The following is a 20,435-nucleotide window of genomic DNA, read 5'->3' on the forward strand; positions in this document are numbered from 1 at the left end:
AACCCGGCAGCGTCTGGATGCCCGCTGTGCTCTTTTCAGAGCGGCTCGCGATGCCGGCCATGTCGGCCGATCCTGCCTAGGATGGGGGGCCACTCTCGTCGGCCGAGTTGATGCTCCAGCCAGTATCGCCTTGCCAACCAGCATGGGTTCGCCGTTAGCAATCCATCCTCGCGAGCCAATGCTATCGTGCACGTGTCGCAGCACTCCGGGCGGCTATATCGCCTAAGACAGCATGACGAAGCGTTCCAACTTCCTGTTCGGCGAGCCCGTGTGCAGTTCCTGACTCGGACAGTGGACGAGAATTCTCTTGGCGGTACTGCGCCAGAAGGCATTCGCGTCCAACGGAATCAAGCGACGACTATCAGCCGCAAACGTCACATCACAAGAGCGGTCTTCCACCCATTGCAGATTATCCGACTGATCAGGCGGCGTCCGATATGTCCGACTCTGCCTCAAGAATTCCCACAGGTATGGACAGCGATCTCGCTATCCGATTCCGATAGCCCTTATTGTACTTTAGACCCCGCTCGATGTTTTGGATTTCCTGAGCGGCAAGCCCGCACGCGACCGCGAGGTCCTCGATTGAATACCCAAGGTGCTCACGATAAGCGCGGATGATGTGGGTCCCCTGCGACATAGCCGTCAAGACTGGCTCGGGAATGCGCGAATCCTTCATAAACATCTCCAAGAAGATGGGAGCGCCTGACAAATCGGGAGATTTCCTCCCCGACCCTGGCGCACACCCAGCAAATCAAAAAAATGGACGTCCATTCGGCCGGACCGGCCTCATCCATGGAATGGGCCACTTGAAATTGGCAGCCGGGTCGGAATATGGCGGCTCACCTGCTTCTGATCAAGTTCTAAGAACCTGCCCGCCATGAGATGGCCTGATCGGCTGTAGCGCATTCGACCTGCGATCTTACACGACTCATTCTCCCCGATGGCTTTCTTGAACAGCAACTCGAACTCTCACTGACGCCTCCAGTGGCTATTCGCGGCACCGTCCACCCAGCCTCGCGGACGCTGATACCTTCGACCAATTTCCACCGCCGATGCAGCGAAGATGGACAAGCATCGCCACCTATAAAGGTTCACAATCATTCGACCGTGACCGATTTTGCGAGATTGCGCGGCTGGTCTACATCTGTGCCCATGAAGAGCGCCGTGTGGTAGGCAAGAAGCTGTATCGGCAGCGAGAAGATCATCGGCGCGATAATCTCGTCGACAGCCGGCAGCACGAGCGTGTGCATGGTGTCGAGTTTCGATGCGGCTGCCCCTTTTTCATCGGTGATGAGGATAATCCGCCCTCCACGGGCAGCCACTTCCTGCATGTTGGAGACGGTCTTGTCGAAAAAGCGATCATGGGGCGCGATGACGATCACTGGCATGTTGTCGTCTATCAATGCGATCGGACCGTGCTTCAATTCACCCGCCGCATAGCCCTCGGCATGGATGTAGGAAATCTCCTTGAGCTTCAGCGCACCTTCCATCGCTAGCGGGAAACTGGTGCCACGGCCGAGATACAGGACGTCACGACACTTTGACAGTTCGCGCGACAGGAACTCGATCTCCGGCTGGATGCTGTTGAGTACCTGGCCCATGACGCGCGGCACTTCGGCGAGGCTCCTGACGAGCGCCTGCAGCTCGTCTTCGGTTACGGTCCCGCGGGCTCTGGCGGCGCCGATGGCGAGTGCGGCTAGAACGGCAAGCTGGCAGGTAAACGCCTTGGTGGAGGCGACGCCGATCTCCGGTCCGGCAAGGATCGGGAAGACCGCATCGGCCTCCCGAGCGATGGTCGATTCGCAGGCATTGACGATAGCGCCAATTTTCAGCCCACGCTCCTTGCAGTACCTCAACGATGCGAGCGTATCAGCGGTTTCGCCGGACTGCGAAATGAAAAGAGCCGCCGACTGCGGCGACAACGGGATCTCGCGGTAACGGAATTCGGACGCAACGTCGATTTCAACTGTCAGGCGCGCATAGCGCTCGAACCAGTATTTTCCGATCAGTCCGGCGAGATAGGCGGTCCCGCAGGCCGAGATCGCCAAGCTCGGGATCCTGGCGAAATCGATGCCAGAAACCGTGTCGGCGCGATTCTCTATGATGTTGCTATAGTGACGGAGAGCATGGGCGATGACTTCGGGCTGCTCGTAGATTTCCTTCTCCATGAAGTGGCGATGAGTGCCCTTGTTGGCCAGATCGGCCGCGGCCGTGGAGGTATGGCGCGGACGCTCGACGGGATGGCCGTCGAAATCGAAGATATGGGCGCCCGAATTGCCGACAACGGCCCAGTCGCCCTCGATGAGATAGGTAATTTCATTGGTGAAGGGAGCGAGCGCGATCGCGTCGGAGCCCAGGAACATCTCGCCGTCGCCGTGACCGATCGCCAGCGGTGGTCCGTTGCGCGCCGCCATGATGGTCGACGGATCATCTTCGAAGAGGACGGCAAGCGCATAGGCGCCCCTGACGCGTTTCAGCATGGCACGCATCGCCTCTTGCCGCCTCATGCCCTCCCGGCGGTGTCTTGCCAAGAGATGCGCGACGACCTCGGTGTCGGTATCGGTCTGGAACTCGGCGCCAGCCGCCGCCAATTCGTCCTTCAGCTCGGTGAAATTCTCGATGATCCCGTTATGGACGACGGCGACACCGTCGGTAAAGTGCGGGTGCGCATTGCGTTCCGTCGAGGCCCCATGGGTTGCCCAACGCGTGTGGCCGATGCCGATGTTGCCGCTCAGCGGCTCTTCCTTCAGTCTCCTCTCGAGATTGACGAGCTTGCCCTCGGCGCGCCGGCGGTGCAAGGCACCTTCGGTGATCGTCGCAACGCCGGCGGAATCATAGCCGCGATATTCCAAACGCTTCAATGCGTCGACCAACCGATCCGACACCGGCTGTTGCCCAACGATGCCAACAATCCCGCACATGTTCGTCTTCCATTCTTGCCGGCAGCTTCAGCCCACGCGAGACGGATACCCATCCGGCCGCTTTCATTGGGAGATCTTCTAGTAGTATTGGGTAATATTGGTATAATTGATTGTAGGGATAGCTATCATCCACCCCATGGATAAGACGCGTTTGGGGCCCTGATCTAACTTCCTCGTTGCGCCTGACGTCCTCATGACCGAACGCAAGCCCACACCCGCGGCACGAAGGAACAATCGGCCATGCGCGATCATCCCGGCCACGCACCTGACCACGAACCGCCGCCGCTCGTGGTCACGCGGTGATCGGCATGATCACACAGCACTGTAGTTAGGCAGCATCAGCGACGCATGGTCGGCATCATCATCATCGGCAACGTCGGCGCCGTCGGCATGATTCACGTTCGTCACGTTGATCATAATCATCGTCGCCGCCGATCTAGTTTCTGATTGCCTGCCGCTTTGACGCGGCTTTCGCCGGTAGAGCTTAGCCCGCGATGGCCTATCAATACGCTGTTAGTCGGCATGGCCGAAACCGAGAGTCAGGCGGCGCAGGCCATAGAGCACGTTCAGCGACCGTTTCAGTCAGCGCCGGCTTTGTCGGGGTTCGTAACGGTCATCAGGATTCTCGGGGCATGAATGCACTATCACGAAAACGTTGGTTCTCAGTGCTTGGTACGTATTACTCAAACCCGATTCCCGCTGCGGAAGAACTAGGCGCGTGTCACGTCTTGTACAAGGCACAATAGCAGTGAGAAATGGAGATTGATGCCTGCGCGTTTTCGAATAAGACAATCACCAAGCTGTCACCCGAATTACATCAGGAACTGTCTATAGCCGCCGCCCATCAGGTAGCGGCCACGTTGGATGGCGCGACGCACCTGATCGCGAAGATGGCTACCTGGATGAGACCAATCTTCTTCGACACGGCGTCTCCCGAACAGGGCAATGGCGATCTCCTGATGAGATGCTCCCGCAAGCGAGCCATCCAAAGCCTGGAGCACGATACGCAGACGCGCTCCGCGGGGTTCCGGCGGAAAGCAAGCAGCTGCCAGGCGGCCGCAACCATTGATGTCGTTCAGGAACTGAAGGGCAGCGACATGGAACTTCAGGTGCTGCGGCTGCACGATCGCGTCGACATATAGCCGCAACGGGCGGAGAACGGATGCACCGGAAAGGGCGATCTGCAGACTCCGGCAGTCCTCCCTCAGCAGCACGTGCTGCACGCCGGCAGGTGTCAGCAGGATGTCCTTGCAGCATGAGAGCGAAGGGAGATCAAGCGGTTCAAAATCGTGGTCGAGCCCAACCGGCTCCGCGGCCGCTCGTAGAATACGGGCGCAGTCGCGCGGATCCCAAAAGACCCTTGCCGACGTAGCGTCCGACTGTGGCGCGTCCGCGAAAAAGGAGGCTCCATTGTCTTAGGAAAGATGATCCTGTCGTCAACTCGATTATCTCCATGTCGGCCTGAGCTCCGACAATGCAGGCGGACGGTGCCATTTTGGCGTGGTCGCGCTGGAATTGTGGATTGCGCCGAAGAAACTCCCAGGCCCAGGCAGTGCGTGGCAATCGTCTGGCGTAGTGGTAAGCTTCGTGACGACGCCAGTCCGGCCAGCATACAAGACCGACCGTCGCTTCCTTGGGCAGACCAGCATCCTTCACGGCTCAGGTGTCCACAATGGCGCTATGCCGACGGGCCTAGAACCGGTTGCCACAGTACCGGTCCGCTCAGACGTCCCCTGCTGCGGATGCGCAAAAGGCTCGCGCGGGAAATCTCGAGAAACCCGGCCACCGCCTCCGTTTTGCCGACGGACTTGGGTTGTCCGATGCGCGACAATGGCCACGTCGCGAGGCGAAGGATCCGTTCCATGCGCGTGTCCGTCACCGTTACTATCCGGGTCAGATCCTTGGCCAAGCCGAACTCGATCATGCCCGCGAAGAGCTCGTAGGTTGCCTGGGCCAGTCCGCCCGCTGCCTTGGGCGCCGACGGAGGGAGATCGAGCGCGAAACGACTGCTCTCCCATATGTCGGAGGTCGAGGGCACGACGTCAGCACCCAGCAGCACCGGGAACGTGTCGCGCAACATTGTGGGTCCGGTGCTGGGCAAAAGACGCACGCAACCGCGAATTCGCCAGTCGGATCCCTTGAGGAGCAGATAGACAGGCTTCAGACCATCAAACGGGTCTGTTTCCATCTGGTCTTCGGTATCAACTTCCCAATCGAGCCTTTCCTTGAACACCCGAAACCTGAGCCCGTGCATCTCTTTGAGCTCGCTTGCGAACTCGTCGTAAAGGTCTGGTGTTATCAGCTGCATCATGGTCGCCTCCGTGCGGGATGTGTTCCCGCCATCGAAGGGCAAAGCCGGCAGCGATGCAGCCTGTAGAGGTTTACAGCTATCGTGGCCGACGAATCAGGATCTCGCCTGGCCGGAGGCAGCCAGTCGTGCAACGGCCTGGTTGATCGTTCGAACGCCAAGCTTTGCCTTGGCGTTTTCCAGATGAAAGGTCACGGTGCGCTTTGAGACGCCGAGAAGCTGGCTGATAACCCAAGCCGACTTGCCGCGCGCCGCCCATTTCAGGCACTCGAACTCCCGCGGGGTGAGCGTTACACCATCCACCACGCGATCGTCGGCGAGCCTGCGCCGGACATGGATATGAAAGTTGATGGCCACCAGCTGCAATGCTTTTTCGTAACGTGTCAGTGACCGCAACTGAGGCGGACGGGACTCGTCGGAAGCAAAGGTCAGGGCAGCAAACCGGCCGCGATGATCATGCATGGACATCGTCAGGCCGCCGCGGATGCCAAACTCAGCCGCACTCTCCAGAATTTGTTGCTGCGAATTCGGCAGACAGTGCCGAGCGCGATCCACCCCCCAATCGAAGGTATCCCAGCCTTGCAGCCCGCGCAGGATGACCGGATCAAGACTGTGGTATCGCTGTTGCAGATAACGTGATGTCCAGGATGAAGGATAGTTTGAGATCAATTGCGGGGCGTCGCCGGAGGCCGACGGGTAAGTGAAATAGGCGAATAGCGGAAAATCGAAGCCGGCTGCAGCGGATGCCATTGCCGCACGGAGATCGGCAGCATCAACACTTGCAGACAGTTGCTCGACGAAGTTCTCAAACACGCGATGCATTTGCGCTTTGCGTAACCTCCGTGATCGCTCGATGCCAGGCAGAGACCTTGTTTTAAACGATCCCGGACGGATACAGCGCGTGCCGAGAACCCCGTTAACCTGTTGAAACCCGTGATATTCTGACGTTGTCTATGAGCCGTGTACCGCCGAGCCAGGCCGCGACAAGCAAGCGTGCAGGTCGGTCAAGGCTTGTCATCGGTCGCAGATCTGCCTCGTCGCGAAGTTCCAGGTATTCGACCTCGCGATAGCCCGCAGCCAGAATTGCTGCGCGCGCTTCGGCAAGCGTTGGCAGGACGGGCGAGTCGCGGGCAAGCCGCTCAGCCGTCTCGAGCAAGACCGATGATAGCTCGGGGGCAACAGCACGCTCTGCTGGCGAGAGCCGGACATTGCGCGATGATAGTGCAAGACCGTCGGCTTCGCGGACTGTCGGACAAGGAACAATGGTGATTGGAATATCCAGGTCCCGGGCCATACGCCTGACTAGCTGAAGCTGCTGAAAGTCCTTTTCGCCAAAGAAGCCGAAGTCAGCGCTGGTCTGCAGGAAGAGCTTGGCGACGACGGTCGCCACGCCATCAAAATGTCCCGGCCGGAAGGCACCGCACAGGCCCTCGCTGACACCGGACACCGAAACGGTCGTGGCGAAGGCCGCCGGATACATTTCCTCTGCATCCGGCGCATAAAGCAGGTGCGCGCCAAGCGGTGCCAGCTTGGCGGCATCCTCGTCCTCGGTGCTCGGATACGCGGCGAGATCGGCCTGGCTGTTGAATTGCTTCGGGTTGACAAAGAGCGTCACGATCACGCGGTCGGCCTTCTCGAGTGCCGCGCGCACCAGGCTGAGATGGCCCTCATGCAGGACGCCCATCGTTGGCACCACGGCAATCCTCACGCCCTCGCGGCGCCATGCGGCGACGATTTGGCGAAGCTGGGCAACGCTCCTGACAATCGGCACGCTCACGCTGCTTCTCCGCTCTTCGTGGCGTCCCCGTCGGCGGGCTTGGGCGCATCGGCAAACACGTGCTCGGCGGCCGGAAACTGGCGCTCCTTCACTTCCCGCGCATAGGCCGCGATCGCAGCCGCAGCGGCCTCCCCCAGTTCAGCATAGCGCTTGACGAATTTGGGCCGGAAGTCGCCGAAGAGGCCCAGCATGTCGTCGACGACGAGAATCTGGCCGTCACAGGCTGCCGAGGCACCGATGCCAATGGTCGGGGTCGCCACCTCCCCGGTGATCCGGCGGGCGAGCGCCTCGGGAACCTTCTCCAGCACGACCGCAAAGGCGCCCGCTTCGCTCACCGCAAGCGCGTCGCGCCTGATGCGCTCGGCATCCCCGCCTCTGCCCTGCACGCGGTAGCCACCGATGGTGTTGATCGCCTGCGGCGTCAAGCCGACATGGGCCATGACCGGCACGCCGCGCGCGGCGAGGAAGCCGATCGTCTCTGCCATCGTTTCGCCGCCTTCGAGCTTGACGGCCGCGCAGCCGGTCTCGGCCATGACGCGCGCGGCATTGCGGAAAGCCTGCTCGGGGCTTTCCTCGAAGGAACCGAACGGCAGGTCGACGACCATCAGCGCCTGCTCGAGGCCACGGCGCACGGCCTGGCCGTGCGTGATCATCATCTCCAGCGTCACACCGAGCGTCGAGGGCAGGCCGTGGAGAACCATGCCGACGCTGTCGCCGACCAGCACCACATCGCAATGGGGATCGACAAGCCGGGCGACTGGCGTCGTGTAGGCGGTAAGGCAGACGAGCGGCGTCCCACCTTTGCGCGAACGAATATCCGGCGGTGTGATCGCCTTGGTGTCACCAAACGCACTCAATGGACCCTCCTTCCCCAACGTTACCAACCGCGGGTGTCGCGTTTGCCACATTTTTGTGCAAGTGCGAAGAGCTAAAAATGGCCGTGCAGCTGTGCGGTGTTGACGTGCGGACAGGCGCGCTTACACTTAAATCGATTCAGGCGCCCCCGAGCTGGCCAACCACTTTCGCGAACATGGACGATCAGGCAAAAGGACCCAGGAAAGACAGAGCCGCCGTCAAGGCCGACGAAGTCAAAGTGGACCTGATCGCCTTTGTCGTCGCCGTAAACGACAGTGAACCCTGTGTCCTCACCATCGGCCAGGCGGACACCCTTCCCTCCGGACCATTTGCGCTTGAGCACCGATCGCTGCAATCCGGTTTGAGGGGGTGGGTCGAGCAGCAGACCGGCCATCCGCTGGGGTATATTGAGCAACTCTACACCTTCGCGGATCGGGATCGCATCGGCGCCGAGCGCCAGCAGCGCGTCATCTCCATCAGCTATCTCGCATTGACCCGCAAGGAACAGGCAGCTGGCTCGCCCAAGTGCGGCTGGCAGAGCTGGTATGAATATTTTCCATGGGAGGACCACCGCTCCGGCACGCCTCCGGTCGTGCTGGACGTTCTGCGACCGCGCCTGATCGAATGGGCAGACGGCGTCAGCGACGCGGCCACGCGACGTGAACGCTGGCAGCGGGCGACGATAGCCTTCGGCTTCGACGACCGCCTTTGGAACGAGGAACTCACGCTTCAACGCTATGAGTTAGTCTACGAAGCAGGCCTGGTCCAAGAGGCCGGAAGCGGACGGGACGCGACGCTGCCTCCGCTGGTGCCCAGCAAGTCTATGGTCGCCGATCATCGCCGCATCGTGGCGACCGGCATTGCACGGCTGCGCTCCAAGATCAAATACCGGCCGGTCGTCTTTGAGCTGATGCCGCCGGTCTTCACGCTTTTGCAGCTGCAGCGAACCGTGGAGGCGCTTGCCGGCAGGCTCGTGCGTAAGCCGAACTTTCGCCGGCTGATCGAGCAGCAGGAGCTGGTCGAAGAGACCGGAGAGGCAACCGCGGAGACCGGCGGCCGGCCAGCGAAGCTTTACCGGTTCCGCCACGCCGTTCTCGACGAGAGGGTCATCGCCGGGACAAAATTGCCGCTGGCGCGGGGTTGACATCGCTTATACTCACAGCAAGTATATGCTGGTTATTTTCAACTAGAGTATAAGCTGGAGGGGTCGATGAGCGCCGTGCTGCCTGCGACCGCGTTTCTCTACGAGCGCGTCCGACGAGTGATCCCGCCGATCGAATGGCCGGCTTTCGTCGAGGATATCGAGGCGATCCTTGCACTGAAGCGCGAGCGCAACGCCATCATCCTGGCGCACAACTATCAGACCCCCGAGATCTTCCATTGCGTGGCCGACATCGTCGGCGACAGCTTGGCACTGGCCCGCACGGCTGCGACGATCGAGGCGCAAGTCATCGTGCTGGCCGGCGTACATTTCATGGCCGAAACGGCCAAGCTGCTCAATCCGCAAAAGACGGTGCTCATTCCCGACCTGCGGGCAGGCTGTTCGTTGGCGGAATCGATCACGGCAGAAGACGTGCGCTTGATGCGCCAGCGTTATCCCGGCGTGCCGATCATCACTTATGTCAACACGTCGGCCGAAGTGAAAGCCGAGTCGGATATCTGCTGTACATCCGGCAACGCCAAGGCGGTCGTCCAATCCCTTGGCGTTCCCCAGGTGATCATGTTGCCGGACGAATATCTGGCCCAGAATATCGCCGCCCAGACCGATGTGCAGATCATCGCCTGGAAAGGGCATTGCGAGGTGCATGAGCGCTTTACACCGGCCGACATCCGCGAGTTGCGCGAAAGCCATCCCGGCGTGATCGTGCTCGCGCATCCCGAATGCCCGCCCGACGTCGTGGCTGAAGCAGATTTTTCCGGCTCGACCGCTGCCATGTCCGACTATGTCGAAAGGCAAAGGCCGGCACGTGTCGTGCTGATGACGGAATGTTCGATGAGCGACAACGTCGCGTTAGCGCACCCAGAGGTCGAGTTCATCCGGCCCTGCAATTTGTGCCCGCACATGAAGCGGATCACGCTTGCCAACATCCGCATGGCGCTCGAGCAGAACCACCATATCGTAACCATCGAACCCGGGATCGCCGGGCGCGCGCGGCTTGCGGTCGAACGGATGCTGGCAATTTGAGCGCCGATGTCCGCAGCATCTTCGGGCGGCCGATCATCATCGGCGGCGGCATCGCCGGACTGATGACCGCGCTTCAACTGGCGCCGGAGCCGGTGCTGCTTCTGTCCAGGACGCTGCTGGGAGCTGACAATTCGAGCACGTGGGCACAGGGTGGTCTGGCTGCAAGTTTCGGCGAAGACGACGATCCGGAACTGCACCTGGCCGATACGCTTGCCGCCGGGGATGGTCTCTGCGACACAGACGTGGCGAGCCGCATCCTCCAAGCCGCGCCCAAGGCGATAGAGGGGCTTGCGGGCTTTGGGGTTCCCTTCGACCGTACGTCGAAAGGATCACTGTGCCTCGGATTGGAGGCCGCACACAGCCGACGTCGCATCGTTCATGCGCATGGTGACGGCACCGGGCGTGAGATCATGCGTGCCCTGATCGCGGCTGTGCGTTCCACTCCGTCGATTGTTGTCGTGGAGGGCGTGGAAGCGCGCCGACTGGCGGTGCGAGAGAATGCGATCCGAGGCGTCTGGGCGAGCGGTTCGATAGGACCTGTCTTCTTCGGCTCACGGCGGGTCGTCCTCGCCACCGGTGGGATCGGGGGACTGTTTCTCGACACCACCAATCCTTCGGGCAGTTGCGGACAGGGCCTGGCGCTTGCGGCCCGCGCTGGAGCTGTCCTTGCCGACCTCGAGTTCATCCAGTTCCACCCGACCGCGCTTGACGGCCCGGAACGCCCTATGGCGCTGGTCAGCGAGGCCGTCCGCGGCGAAGGTGCTGCCCTGATCGACGAAACCGGCCAGGCTTTTCTCCAGAGCGTGTCAGGGGCGGAACTTGCGCCTCGTGATGTCTTGGCGCGCGCCGTCTGGAACCATCTTGCTAACGGCCACCGTGTTTTTCTCGACGCGCGGCAACGGCCTGGCCCGGAATTTGCTCGACACTTCCCGACAATTGCATCAGCCTGTCGTGGAGCCGGCATCAATCCCGCGCGCGATCTCATCCCCATTCGTCCGGCCCAACACTACCACATGGGTGGCGTTGCCGTGGACGGCTCCGGTAGGACGTCCGTCAAGGGGCTGTGGGCCTGCGGCGAAGTCGCTTCGACAGGACTGCATGGCGCCAACAGGCTCGCCAGCAATTCCTTGACCGAGGCCGTCGTGTGCGCGCGCTGGGTCGCTGAAAGTGTCGCCGGAACGCCTGCTCGCAGAACAAGGCCTGCGGTTGCGGACGTTCACCCATCGCCCGCTCCGATACCCGTGCGTGTTTTCCTGTCGCGCGCACTCGGCATCGTCCGGGATGGTGAAGGTCTGAAAGCAGCCGCATATGCCTTGTTGCCGCTCGCCGAAAGCAAGGACGCGGCCTCGGATCCGGCGGCTGTCGGGCTAATGATCGCGGTTGCCGCCCTGTTGCGCGAAGAAAGCCGCGGCGCTCATTACCGGACAGACTTTCCTCATCATGCGACTGTCGCCCGACGGTCCGAAATCACCCTCGAAGCCGCCTTGGCCGCTGCGCGGGAACTCGGACACTCGCCAAGCCTCGAAGGGGCAAAATGATGACGCTCTCACCGCTTCCCACGGTCATGCTTGAGCCGCTTGTAAGGGCAGCTCTTCTTGAAGACCTTGGCAGAGCCGGCGACTTGACCACGGAGGCCATCATCCCGAAGGCACACCAAGCGGGAACCGTGCTGGCGGCGCGCCAGTCCGGAGTTGTCGCCGGCCTCGATCTGGCGATGCTCGCTTTCCGCTTGATTGATCCTGATGTCGAAATTTCGGTGGAGCGGGCAGACGGCTGCAATGTCATGGATGGAGAGGTCATTGCATCAGTGGTTGGCCCTGCCCGGGGCATTCTCACAGCCGAACGGACGGCACTCAATTTTTTGTGCCATCTGAGCGGCATCGCTACAGCAACGGCATCGATCGTCGCTGCGGTTCGTGGATATGGCGCGAAGATCGTCTGCACGCGCAAGACGACGCCCGGATTGAGGGCAGTCGAAAAGTATGCGGTGCGCGCGGGTGGCGGATCCAATCACCGTTTCGGCCTCGACGACGCAATTCTGATCAAGGACAACCACATCGCCATCGCAGGCGGCGTTCGCCCGGCGCTCGAGCGAGCACGAAGACGGGCCGGTCATCTCGTCAAGATCGAAGTCGAGGTCGATACGCTGGCCCAGTTGGAGGAGGTACTTGGCTTCGCTCCCGATGCGATTCTGCTCGACAACATGTCCCTCGCCGATCTTCGCCGGGCCGTCGCAATCGTTGGCGGCCGTGCTATCACCGAGGCTTCTGGCGGGATCGCATCCGATACAGCGCGAGCGATTGCCGCGACCGGCGTCGATCTGATTTCGGTCGGCCGACTGACCCACAGCGCGCCGATCCTGGATATCGGCCTCGACTATTGGGGCTCATGATTGTCTGAGGAACGAACAGGATCGAATCAACTGTCCTTTCCGATCGTCGTCAATCAGACAGCAAAGCAAGGCAGAACCGGAGGAACAGCATGGACATGCAAACAGCCAGTCCAACGCAGACATCGCCACAGGCTCAATCCCCTGACCCTGGAGCGTGGACCCTGGAGAAGGCTCAGGCACTTCACGATGCCCCCTTCAACAATCTCCTCTTCCTCGCGCAAACCGTGCACCGCCAGAATTTCGATCCCAACAAGGTCCAGCTCAGCCGGCTGCTCAGCATCAAGACGGGCGGATGCCCGGAGGATTGCGGCTATTGCAGCCAGTCGGCGCATCACGAGACCGGCCTGAAGGCGTCGAAGCTGATGGAGGTCCGGCGCGTCGTCGCCGAGGCGAAGAAAGCGCGTGACGCCGGCGCAACCCGCTATTGCATGGGCGCGGCCTGGCGAAACCCCAAGGCGCGCGACATGGATGCGGTGGTGGCGATGGTCGAAGGCGTCAAGGCGCTGGGCATGGAGACCTGCATGACGCTCGGCATGCTCGATCGTGAGCAAGCCGCTCGACTGAAGCAGGCTGGTCTCGACTTTTACAACCACAACATCGATACGTCGGAACGCTACTACAGCGAGATCATCAGCACGCGCAGCTTTGCCGACCGGCTCGAGACGCTCGAGCACGTTCGCCAATCCGGCATCAACGTCTGCTGCGGCGGCATTGTCGGCATGGGCGAGGAGCCGGTGCACCGGATCGGCATGCTGGTGACGCTGGCCAACCTGCCGGAACATCCGCAAAGCGTTCCGATCAACATGCTGATCCCGATCCCCGGCACCCCGCTTGCCGACGCCAAGCCGATCGAGCCGATCGAATTCGTGCGCGTGATCGCGCTGGCACGCATCATGATGCCGAAATCGCATATCCGTCTTTCCGCCGGCCGTACGGCCATGACCGACGAGATGCAGGCGCTGTGCTTTTTTGCCGGCGCCAACTCGATCTTCGTCGGCGACACGCTGCTGACGGCGGACAATCCCGGTGAGGACAAGGATACCCTGCTGTTCCGGCGCCTTGGCATCGAGCCGATGGAACTCGAGGCGCAATGAACGGGGCACCGCTTGCCCGCTATGAGGCGACCTTGCAGGGACTGGCGCGCAAGGACCGGCTGCGGACGCTGAAGCCGCGCGCCGGGCGCGACTTCTCGTCGAACGACTATCTCGGGCTTGCCGCCTCCAAAAGACTTGGCGAAGCGGTTGCGGCGGCGATTGCGCGTGGCACGCCGGTTGGCGCCACCGGGTCGCGGCTGTTGCGCGGCAATGCGCCGGAACACGAGCAGCTCGAGGCAGACGCGGCGGCATTCTTTGGAGCCGACCGCGCGCTGTTCTTCGGCAGCGGCTACATCGCCAACTTCGCTCTGCTGACGGCGCTGCCGCAGAAGGGCGACCTTTTGATCCTCGATGAGCTCGCCCATGCCAGCATGCATGAGGGTGCGCAGGCCGGGCGCGCACAGTTGGTGCTGGCCGCGCACCACGACGTCGATGCTGTCGAGGATGCGATCACACGTTGGCGCGCCGAAGGCGGCATGGGATGCGTCTGGATCGCGGTGGAAAGCCTTTACAGCATGGATGGCGATTGCGCGCCTTTGGAGAGCCTGGTCGCGCTTGCCGATCGGCACGACGCATTCATCGTCATTGACGAGGCGCATGCCACCGGCGTCTGGGGACCGGACGGCCGGGGGCTGGCCGCCGCTTTCGAGGGCCGCGACAACATCGTCGCGCTCCACACCTGCGGCAAGGCGCTCGGCGCATCTGGTGGGCTCGTGACCGGGCCGAGGACACTGTGCCAGTATCTGATCAACCGTTGCCGGCCATTCATCTACGCCACAGCGCCATCGCCGCTGATGGCGGTCGCGGCGCGCGAAGCGCTCGCAATGCTCGCCGACGAGCCTATGCGGCGTGTTCAGCTACATGAACGCGTTGCCCTCGCAGGCCGCCAATTGGTCGATCGCTGCGGCGTCACGCCCAGCGGCTCGCAAATCCAGCCATTTGTCATCGGCGATGTCAGGCGCACCATGGCAGTGTCGGCGCGCCTGCAGGCCCGCGGCTTCGACATACGCGGCATTCGTCCGCCGACCGTGCCCGAGGGCACGTCACGGCTGCGCATCTCACTGACGCTCAATATCGGCGAAGCCGACATTTCCGCCATGGTCGAGGCGCTCGTCGAGGTGTTGGCCCAGACATGACCGGAGGCGACATGACCAAGCGCATCGTCATCACCGGAACAGACACCGGAGTTGGCAAGACGGTGTTTTCGGCCGGGCTTGCCGGCCTGCTTGACGGTTTCTACTGGAAGCCGGTGCAATCGGGCCTCGACGGCGAGACCGACAGCGAGGCGGTTGCGCGACTTGCCGGGCTGCCGTCGGGGCGCGTGCTGCCGGAAGCCTACCGCTTGAAGAGCCCGCTTTCGCCGCATCGTTCGGCCGAAATCGACGACGTTTCGATCGAGGCTGCCGATCTTTCGTTTCCGGTCCTGCCGACACCGCTCGTCATCGAAGGCGCCGGCGGGCTGATGGTGCCGCTGAACCGCCGGACAAGGTTCATCGACATATTCGAGCAATGGCAGTTGCCGGTCATTCTGTGCGCCCGCACCGCGCTCGGAACAATCAATCACACCCTGCTGTCGATCGAGGCCCTGCGGGCGCGCGCTATCCCGCTGGCTGGCATCGCCTTCATCGGCGATGAGATGACCGATACGCAACGGACGATCGTGGAATTCGGCGACGTGCCGCAACTCGGCAGGCTGCCGCACCTCGATCCGCTGACGGACAAAACGCTGAGACAAGCGATGATTGCCGGCTTCGACCTCGCTTTGATTGCCGGAGGCGGATAATGCCGCAATCGCGTGTGTGGCATCCCTTCACCCAGCACGCGCTCGAGCCGGCGATCCCTGAAATCGTCCTGGCTGAAGGCGCCTATCTCCACAAAGCCAATGGCGCGCGCATCCTGGACGCCATCTCATCCTGGTGGGTCGTCACGCATGGCCACCGCCATCCGCGCATCATAAAGGCTATCGAGACGACCGCGTCGAGCCTCGACCAGATTATCTTCGCTGGCTTCACGCACGAACCGGCCGAACGCCTGGCCAAGGCGCTTGTCGGTCTCGCTCCCTCCGGACTCGACTGGGTGTTCTATTCCGACAGCGGCTCGACCTCTGTCGAAGTCGCGCTGAAGATGGCGCTCGGCTATTTCCGCAACATCGGCGCGCCGCGCTCGCGCATCGTCGTCATGGAGCACAGCTATCATGGCGACACCATCGGCACGATGAGCGTCGGTGCCCGCGGTGTGTTCAACGCCGCCTACGAACCCTTGCTGTTCGAGGTCGACACCATTCCCTTCCCTGCCGCCGGGCGCGAACAGGAAACGCTGGATCGTTTCGAGGCCCTCAGCCGCGACCAGCGCGCCGCCGCGCTGATCGTCGAGCCGCTGGTGCTAGGCGCCGGCGGCATGCTGATGTATCCGGCATCGGTTCTGTCCGAATTGAAGAGGATCACTGAGGCCTCGGGCACGCTGCTGATCGCCGACGAGGTGATGACCGGGTGGGGGCGTACCGGAACCATGTTCGCCTGCGAGCAGGCGAACATCTCTCCGGACATGCTGTGCACCTCGAAGGGCCTGACCGGTGGCGCAATCCCGCTGGCCGCCACACTCGCCACCGATGCCATCTTCCAGGCTCACTATTCGAAGGACCGGAAGAAGACGTTTTTCCACTCGAGTTCCTACACGGCCAATCCGATTGCCTGCGCGGCAGCACTCGCCAATGTCGAGATCTGGCATGACGAGCCAGTGGCCGAGCGGATCGCCACCCTGAGCGCGAGGCAGGCCGCCGGCCTTCGGCGCTTTCGCGATAATGCCAACTTCACCGACAGCCGGGCGATCGGCACGATCCTGGCTCTCGACCTGCGCGCCGGCTCTGCCGGCTATCTGGCCGAGATCGGACCTAAGCTGCGGGCATTTTTCCTCGAGCTCGGCCTGCTTGTGCGCCCGCTCGGCAATGTCCTTTATCTCCTGCCGCCCTATTGCATCACCGGCGACGAGCTCGATCGGCTCCATGACGCCATCGAGGAGGCCGGCGAACGTTTCGGTTCGAGGCCATGAGCAGGTCGTCGCGCATTCTCGGGTTTGGCCATCATGCGCCTGGCCGAAAGGTGGCGAATGCCGAGATCGAGAGCGATCTCGGGCTCGAACCCGGCTGGATCGAGCGGCGCACCGGAATTCGTTCGCGCTTCTGGGCAACGGACGAAGACACGCTGTCTGGCTTGGCCACGCAAGCCGGCGACATCGCTTTGGCGAACGCCGGCATTACGCGCCACGACATCGGTCTGCTGCTGCTTGCCACCTCGACGCCCGATCACCTCCTGCCGCCCAGCGCGCCTCTGGTCGCACATCGGCTGGGGCTCGGCCGCGCCGGCGCTGTCGATCTGACCGGCGCCTGCGCCGGTTTCATCTATGCGCTGATGTTTGCGGACGGATTTACCCGCCTGCACGGCAAATCGAGCCTTGTTATCGCCGCCAATATCCTCAGCCGCCGCATCAATCCCTCTGAGCGCGCCAGCGCCGTGCTGTTTGCCGATGCCGCCGGCGCCCTCGTGATCGGTCCGTGCGAGGATACTGATCGGGGGATTCTCGGTGCCTCCGTGGATTCGGACGGCTCGCGATACGGGCTGATCCAGATTCCCGCAGGAGGAAGCAACAAGCCGTTCCACGGTAACCTCGACCTCGCGCAAACCCGAATGACGATGACCGACGGCCGCGAAGTGTTCGCAAAGGCCGTCGAGATGATGACCGATTGCTCGACAAGCGCGCTAGCCGCTGCCGGAGTGCGACCGCAGGATGTCGACCGGTTCGTGCCGCATCAGGCCAATGCTCGCATTTTCGATGCGGTCGGGCGAAACCTCGGCGTTGCCGATCACCTGATCGTCAAGACGATCGCCGACTATGGCAACTCTTCCGCCGCGACGATCCCGCTCTCACTGTCGCTCGCCAATCAAGCGGAGCCGTTTCGGCCGGGCAAGAAAATACTCCTGGCGGCGGCAGGTGCGGGACTCAGCGGCGGGGCGCTCGTCGTCGGGATTTAGCCCAGCGAAGCTGCTCAACATCAGGACTGACTTTGTGAGATGAATAGGACAACGGGACCAATGCGAAAAATAGTCGCCGGCAATCTGCACGGCATGCACGTCACCGAAGCAAACCTCAACTACCACGGTTCGATAACGCTCGACCCTGACCACTGCGAAGAAGCCGGGATCCTGCCAATGGATTCGTGGGAGACATGGAGCAAGACTTCCGGCGCGAATCTCGACCTATGTCATCCTCGGCGAGCGCGGCTCTCGATGCTGCATCCTCAACGGCGCGGCCGCCCGGACCTGCCAGCCCACTCCATCCATCTGGACGAAGCGCGCATTCCTCTCTGAAGCCGCGGATCGTTACATTCGTCATCAACAATGTCGTCGGCTTTCTGACCGATGGCAATGCGCTGACGCGGACGGCGTTGACGATTAGATCGGCAGGGGCGCTTCAGCAGAACTTTCGCCGGTTGATGGAGCAGCAGGAACTGGTGGCGGAGACCGGCGAAAGTGCATTTGATACCGGCGGTCGGCCGGCGAAGCTTTATCGCTTCCGCCACCATGTCCTCGACGAAACGGAGGTCGCCCGGACAAAATTGCCGCTGGCGCGGGCTTGACATCCTTTATACTCAACGTAGAAATATCCCTTATAATCAATTCGATTATAACGAGAAATTCATTCGCACCGTCCGAACCCACGGTCTCGCTCGGGAAGCCCGTATGAGTGGATCGAAGTGATCTTGGAAATGAAACGCCCGAGGACGGGCTTTCAACCTTTGTCGTGAAGGAGGTGCCGCGCGCCTGGGCCAATGCCTTGCGGCAACGGTGAAGGATGTATACCGCCAGTAAACGCGTGCGTCAAAGTCGCTATCGAATGTACAGTTCGTCTAAATGTGCGATACGTTCAGATTTGTGCAAGTACTTGGAAAAGTGTTGCATAAAAGAAACCGTCTAATTACATAAATCCGGCAAGCTAAACTTTAAACTTGCACAAATAAGCGTGGGGCGCCCTGTTCCATGGCGCCTTTTTTAAGGATTATCCTTAGACTCTCTCCCGGGGGAACTGTGGGTGAAGAAACAACGCATCGTCCTGCTGGCAGCTGTTTTGGCGTCGGCCTTTGGCTTTTGTTTGCTGATCCTGATCCTGCAGATGGTCAGTTTTTTGGTTGACTAGGCACGCGCAAGCGGGATGGATCGCGCAGAGACACGCGGAAGTTTTTTTCGCCAGCGAAACCCCGACGACCTGATGGGGAGTCGCGCCAGCAGGGTGGGAGCCACGTCCAGTGCCACCATGCGAGATGCCGATTGTTGGCGCGTCTGTCAGTTCGCGCGGCCATATTCATTCTGGTGCCGATCTGTTGCCTTTTCTGCTTTTCCATGCGTTTTAGGCCGAGCCAATTTGTGAAGCGGGCGGTCAATGGATCTGCGCCTCGCGATTGCCTGCCGTTGCCTGATTGATCTGGGCGGGATAATTCGAGAGCGAACGCTGCAACCGCGGTTCGAATTGCGCGAAGTTGAACCGGACTTCATCCGCGGTCAGGAACTGGTGGGTTGCGCCGGGAAAGCCGGCGACCATCACAAGGTCGCCTTCCTTGACGCCTTCACAGGCTATGGGTAGCCAACTCTCCGGCCGGTAAGGCACATTGTCGCGCGCATATGGCCGGGAGGAACCATCAGGAGCGACATAGGCGCGATAAAAGCCGAAGTGGCCCGTGTGGCGCAGCCACATCCAGTTGTCCGTTTGGCCGCCGAAGTTGCCGATGCCGAGCGCGGGCGCATAGACGAGGCGCACGTCCTCAATTTCGAGCTTCTGGAGGAGATAGTAGGAGACGCCGCCATACGTCGCAACGGCGATGGGCTGTCCTTCACATGCGGCGATCAGGGCCTTTTTGTTCGTGGCGAGCCGCTCATAGCGGGCAAACCCGTTCAGCTTGTCCGAGACGCTCCTGAGCATTTCGGCGGTCACATCCCGCATGTCCTCGATCACATAGCTGCGGCTGCCTGGCGCCGCGGGCAATTCTTCACCCAGGGCTCTTCGCCAGAAAGCCGTCTGTGAGATAGTCCTGGCCCTCCTTGCTGTGGTATTGGATGGATTCTAACACGCAATGATGATTGGTTGCGACCAGCCCTTGTGGACTGACGAACGAGGCGGAGCATCCGCCCAGTGATACGATCGCGTTGAGCGGGTCAGCGTCTAGACGGCCCAGCTGGGCGGGATCGATCTGGAGCCCATCCGCGCGCATGGCCGCGCACACTTCCGCAGTCTGGCCCGGCATCCACATACCTTCGTCCGCCGATGTAGCCGTGACCGTCCAGAGCAAGGCGATGGCAGTTGCTTTGGCCAAACATTTCAAATTCGAGTTCGTGCTGACTGTCGCTCTCATCTTGCCTCCTGTTCTCCGCAGATTGGATTGGTGACTATCGGGATGGCCGGAGTCCTGGCGCCCGCGCGGCGGCCACACCGTAAAGACCGAGTGGACGGTTAACGCAGGAATCCTGATGGCGCTCACCTCTCATTATATCGGTCGCGCGCAACGTTTGCGGATCATTCGCTGCAGCAATCGTGCCAAATGAATAAAGCCTTCAGTTGCAAATGGTGAGCCGCCCCATCCATGTCCGATCTCCGACGTCGTTCACGTAAAACGCTCGGTGCTTCCACGCTCGTTTGCTCTTCGCCCGTCCCTCTTCCGTCTTGACTAGCAGGAGCCTACGGCCTATCTCACTGCCGCGTTAGCACTCGCTTCTGGTGAGTGCTAAACACGCTCCGGCAACGGAGAACCGTTCAACATCCGCACCAGGGAAATCCAAAAATGGCAAAGTCGAATTTCCGGCCGCTGCATGACCGCGTGGTCGTTCGCCGCGTCGAGTCCGAAGCGAAGACCGCCGG

General features: G+C 61.5%; 20 protein-coding genes and 2 pseudogenes. 12 read left to right on the forward strand and 10 right to left on the reverse strand.

Annotation, left to right across the window (positions count from 1 at the left end; all coding sequences use genetic code 11):
* Window positions 1-421: 421 nt before the first annotated feature.
* From NKH90_RS32280 to panB, 8 genes are all read right to left on the reverse strand, one after another.
* Window positions 422-682 carry a helix-turn-helix domain-containing protein gene (locus tag NKH90_RS32280; RefSeq protein WP_352496595.1) on the reverse strand — a complete coding sequence of 87 codons (261 nt, stop codon included), beginning with the start codon at window positions 680-682 and terminating at the stop codon, window positions 422-424.
* Between the two features lie 415 nt (window positions 683-1,097).
* Window positions 1,098-2,921 carry a glutamine--fructose-6-phosphate transaminase (isomerizing) gene (gene glmS / locus NKH90_RS32285; RefSeq protein ID WP_352610861.1) on the reverse strand — a complete coding sequence of 608 codons (1,824 nt, stop codon included), beginning with the start codon at window positions 2,919-2,921 and terminating at the stop codon, window positions 1,098-1,100.
* Window positions 2,922-3,733: 812 nt separating this feature from the next.
* A complete protein-coding gene (locus NKH90_RS32290; protein ID WP_084643024.1) occupies window positions 3,734-4,144 on the reverse strand; it encodes a DNA -binding domain-containing protein in 411 nt (136 codons plus the stop codon).
* Between the two features lie 58 nt (window positions 4,145-4,202).
* A complete protein-coding gene (locus NKH90_RS32295) occupies window positions 4,203-4,577 on the reverse strand; it encodes a transcriptional regulator domain-containing protein (RefSeq protein WP_352823256.1) in 375 nt (124 codons plus the stop codon).
* A 22-nt stretch (window positions 4,578-4,599) separates the two neighbouring features.
* Window positions 4,600-5,232 carry an acyl-homoserine-lactone synthase gene (locus tag NKH90_RS32300; RefSeq protein ID WP_352496585.1) on the reverse strand — a complete coding sequence of 211 codons (633 nt, stop codon included), beginning with the start codon at window positions 5,230-5,232 and terminating at the stop codon, window positions 4,600-4,602.
* A 93-nt stretch (window positions 5,233-5,325) separates the two neighbouring features.
* The gene (locus NKH90_RS32305) at window positions 5,326-6,051 is read right to left on the reverse strand and encodes a LuxR family transcriptional regulator (RefSeq protein WP_352823259.1); all 726 of its coding nucleotides are present in this window, start codon (window positions 6,049-6,051) and stop codon (window positions 5,326-5,328) included.
* A gap of 94 nt (window positions 6,052-6,145) precedes the next feature.
* Window positions 6,146-7,006, reverse strand: a complete 861-nt coding sequence (gene panC, locus NKH90_RS32310; protein WP_352823261.1) for a pantoate--beta-alanine ligase — start codon at window positions 7,004-7,006, stop codon at window positions 6,146-6,148.
* Window positions 7,003-7,863, reverse strand: coding sequence for a 3-methyl-2-oxobutanoate hydroxymethyltransferase (gene panB / locus NKH90_RS32315; RefSeq protein ID WP_352458526.1), 861 nt, complete (start codon window positions 7,861-7,863; stop codon window positions 7,003-7,005). Before panB ends, panC begins: the two co-directional genes overlap by 4 nt.
* A 173-nt stretch (window positions 7,864-8,036) precedes the next feature.
* On the opposite strand from panB, the gene NKH90_RS32320 reads away from it, so the two are divergent.
* The 11 genes and pseudogenes from NKH90_RS32320 to NKH90_RS32370 all read left to right on the forward strand — a co-directional run bounded on the left by NKH90_RS32320 (window position 8,037) and on the right by NKH90_RS32370 (window position 18,165).
* On the forward strand, window positions 8,037-9,005 hold the full coding sequence (locus NKH90_RS32320; RefSeq protein WP_023722073.1) for an NUDIX hydrolase: 969 nt from the start codon (window positions 8,037-8,039) through the stop codon (window positions 9,003-9,005).
* Between the two features lie 66 nt (window positions 9,006-9,071).
* Window positions 9,072-10,046, forward strand: coding sequence for a quinolinate synthase NadA (gene nadA, locus NKH90_RS32325; protein WP_352610560.1), 975 nt, complete (start codon window positions 9,072-9,074; stop codon window positions 10,044-10,046).
* Complete coding sequence (locus NKH90_RS32330; RefSeq protein ID WP_352610563.1) at window positions 10,043-11,584, forward strand: L-aspartate oxidase; 1,542 nt, start codon at window positions 10,043-10,045, stop codon at window positions 11,582-11,584. The genes nadA and NKH90_RS32330 overlap by 4 nt, the downstream gene beginning before the upstream one ends.
* Entirely contained in the window at window positions 11,584-12,438 is an 855-nt protein-coding gene (gene nadC / locus NKH90_RS32335; protein WP_352503117.1) for a carboxylating nicotinate-nucleotide diphosphorylase, read from the forward strand. Before NKH90_RS32330 ends, nadC begins: the two co-directional genes overlap by 1 nt.
* Before the next feature lie 95 nt (window positions 12,439-12,533).
* Window positions 12,534-13,532 (forward strand): biotin synthase BioB, encoded by a 999-nt coding sequence (gene bioB, locus NKH90_RS32340; RefSeq protein WP_352503118.1) that lies wholly within the window; start codon window positions 12,534-12,536, stop codon window positions 13,530-13,532.
* A complete protein-coding gene (locus tag NKH90_RS32345) occupies window positions 13,529-14,668 on the forward strand; it encodes an 8-amino-7-oxononanoate synthase (protein WP_352503071.1) in 1,140 nt (379 codons plus the stop codon). Before bioB ends, NKH90_RS32345 begins: the two co-directional genes overlap by 4 nt.
* An 11-nt stretch (window positions 14,669-14,679) precedes the next feature.
* Window positions 14,680-15,315 carry a dethiobiotin synthase gene (gene bioD, locus NKH90_RS32350; RefSeq protein ID WP_352823265.1) on the forward strand — a complete coding sequence of 212 codons (636 nt, stop codon included), beginning with the start codon at window positions 14,680-14,682 and terminating at the stop codon, window positions 15,313-15,315.
* Window positions 15,315-16,580, forward strand: a complete 1,266-nt coding sequence (locus NKH90_RS32355) for an adenosylmethionine--8-amino-7-oxononanoate transaminase (RefSeq protein ID WP_352823267.1) — start codon at window positions 15,315-15,317, stop codon at window positions 16,578-16,580. Before bioD ends, NKH90_RS32355 begins: the two co-directional genes overlap by 1 nt.
* Complete coding sequence (gene bioZ, locus NKH90_RS32360; RefSeq protein WP_352823268.1) at window positions 16,577-17,560, forward strand: 3-oxopimeloyl-[acyl-carrier-protein] synthase BioZ; 984 nt, start codon at window positions 16,577-16,579, stop codon at window positions 17,558-17,560. Before NKH90_RS32355 ends, bioZ begins: the two co-directional genes overlap by 4 nt.
* Before the next feature lie 60 nt (window positions 17,561-17,620).
* Window positions 17,621-17,928: pseudogene (locus NKH90_RS32365) on the forward strand (aspartate 1-decarboxylase); the annotation flags it as partial.
* Window positions 17,929-17,973: 45 nt separating this feature from the next.
* Window positions 17,974-18,165, forward strand: a complete 192-nt coding sequence (locus NKH90_RS32370; protein WP_352750776.1) for an NrtR DNA-binding winged helix domain-containing protein — start codon at window positions 17,974-17,976, stop codon at window positions 18,163-18,165.
* 797 nt (window positions 18,166-18,962) lie between these two features.
* Here NKH90_RS32370 and NKH90_RS32375 read toward each other — a convergent pair.
* A complete protein-coding gene (locus NKH90_RS32375) occupies window positions 18,963-19,565 on the reverse strand; it encodes a S46 family peptidase (RefSeq protein WP_352823271.1) in 603 nt (200 codons plus the stop codon).
* 4 nt (window positions 19,566-19,569) lie between these two features.
* The gene (locus NKH90_RS32380; RefSeq protein WP_352707389.1) at window positions 19,570-19,932 is read right to left on the reverse strand and encodes a S46 family peptidase; all 363 of its coding nucleotides are present in this window, start codon (window positions 19,930-19,932) and stop codon (window positions 19,570-19,572) included.
* 426 nt (window positions 19,933-20,358) lie between these two features.
* Here NKH90_RS32380 and NKH90_RS32385 point away from each other — a divergent pair.
* Window positions 20,359-20,435, forward strand: a pseudogene (locus NKH90_RS32385) (co-chaperone GroES); the annotation flags it as partial.

Origin of the sequence: Mesorhizobium sp. M0898, from assembly GCF_040319695.1 — a bacterium.
Taxonomy (GTDB): domain Bacteria; phylum Pseudomonadota; class Alphaproteobacteria; order Rhizobiales; family Rhizobiaceae; genus Mesorhizobium.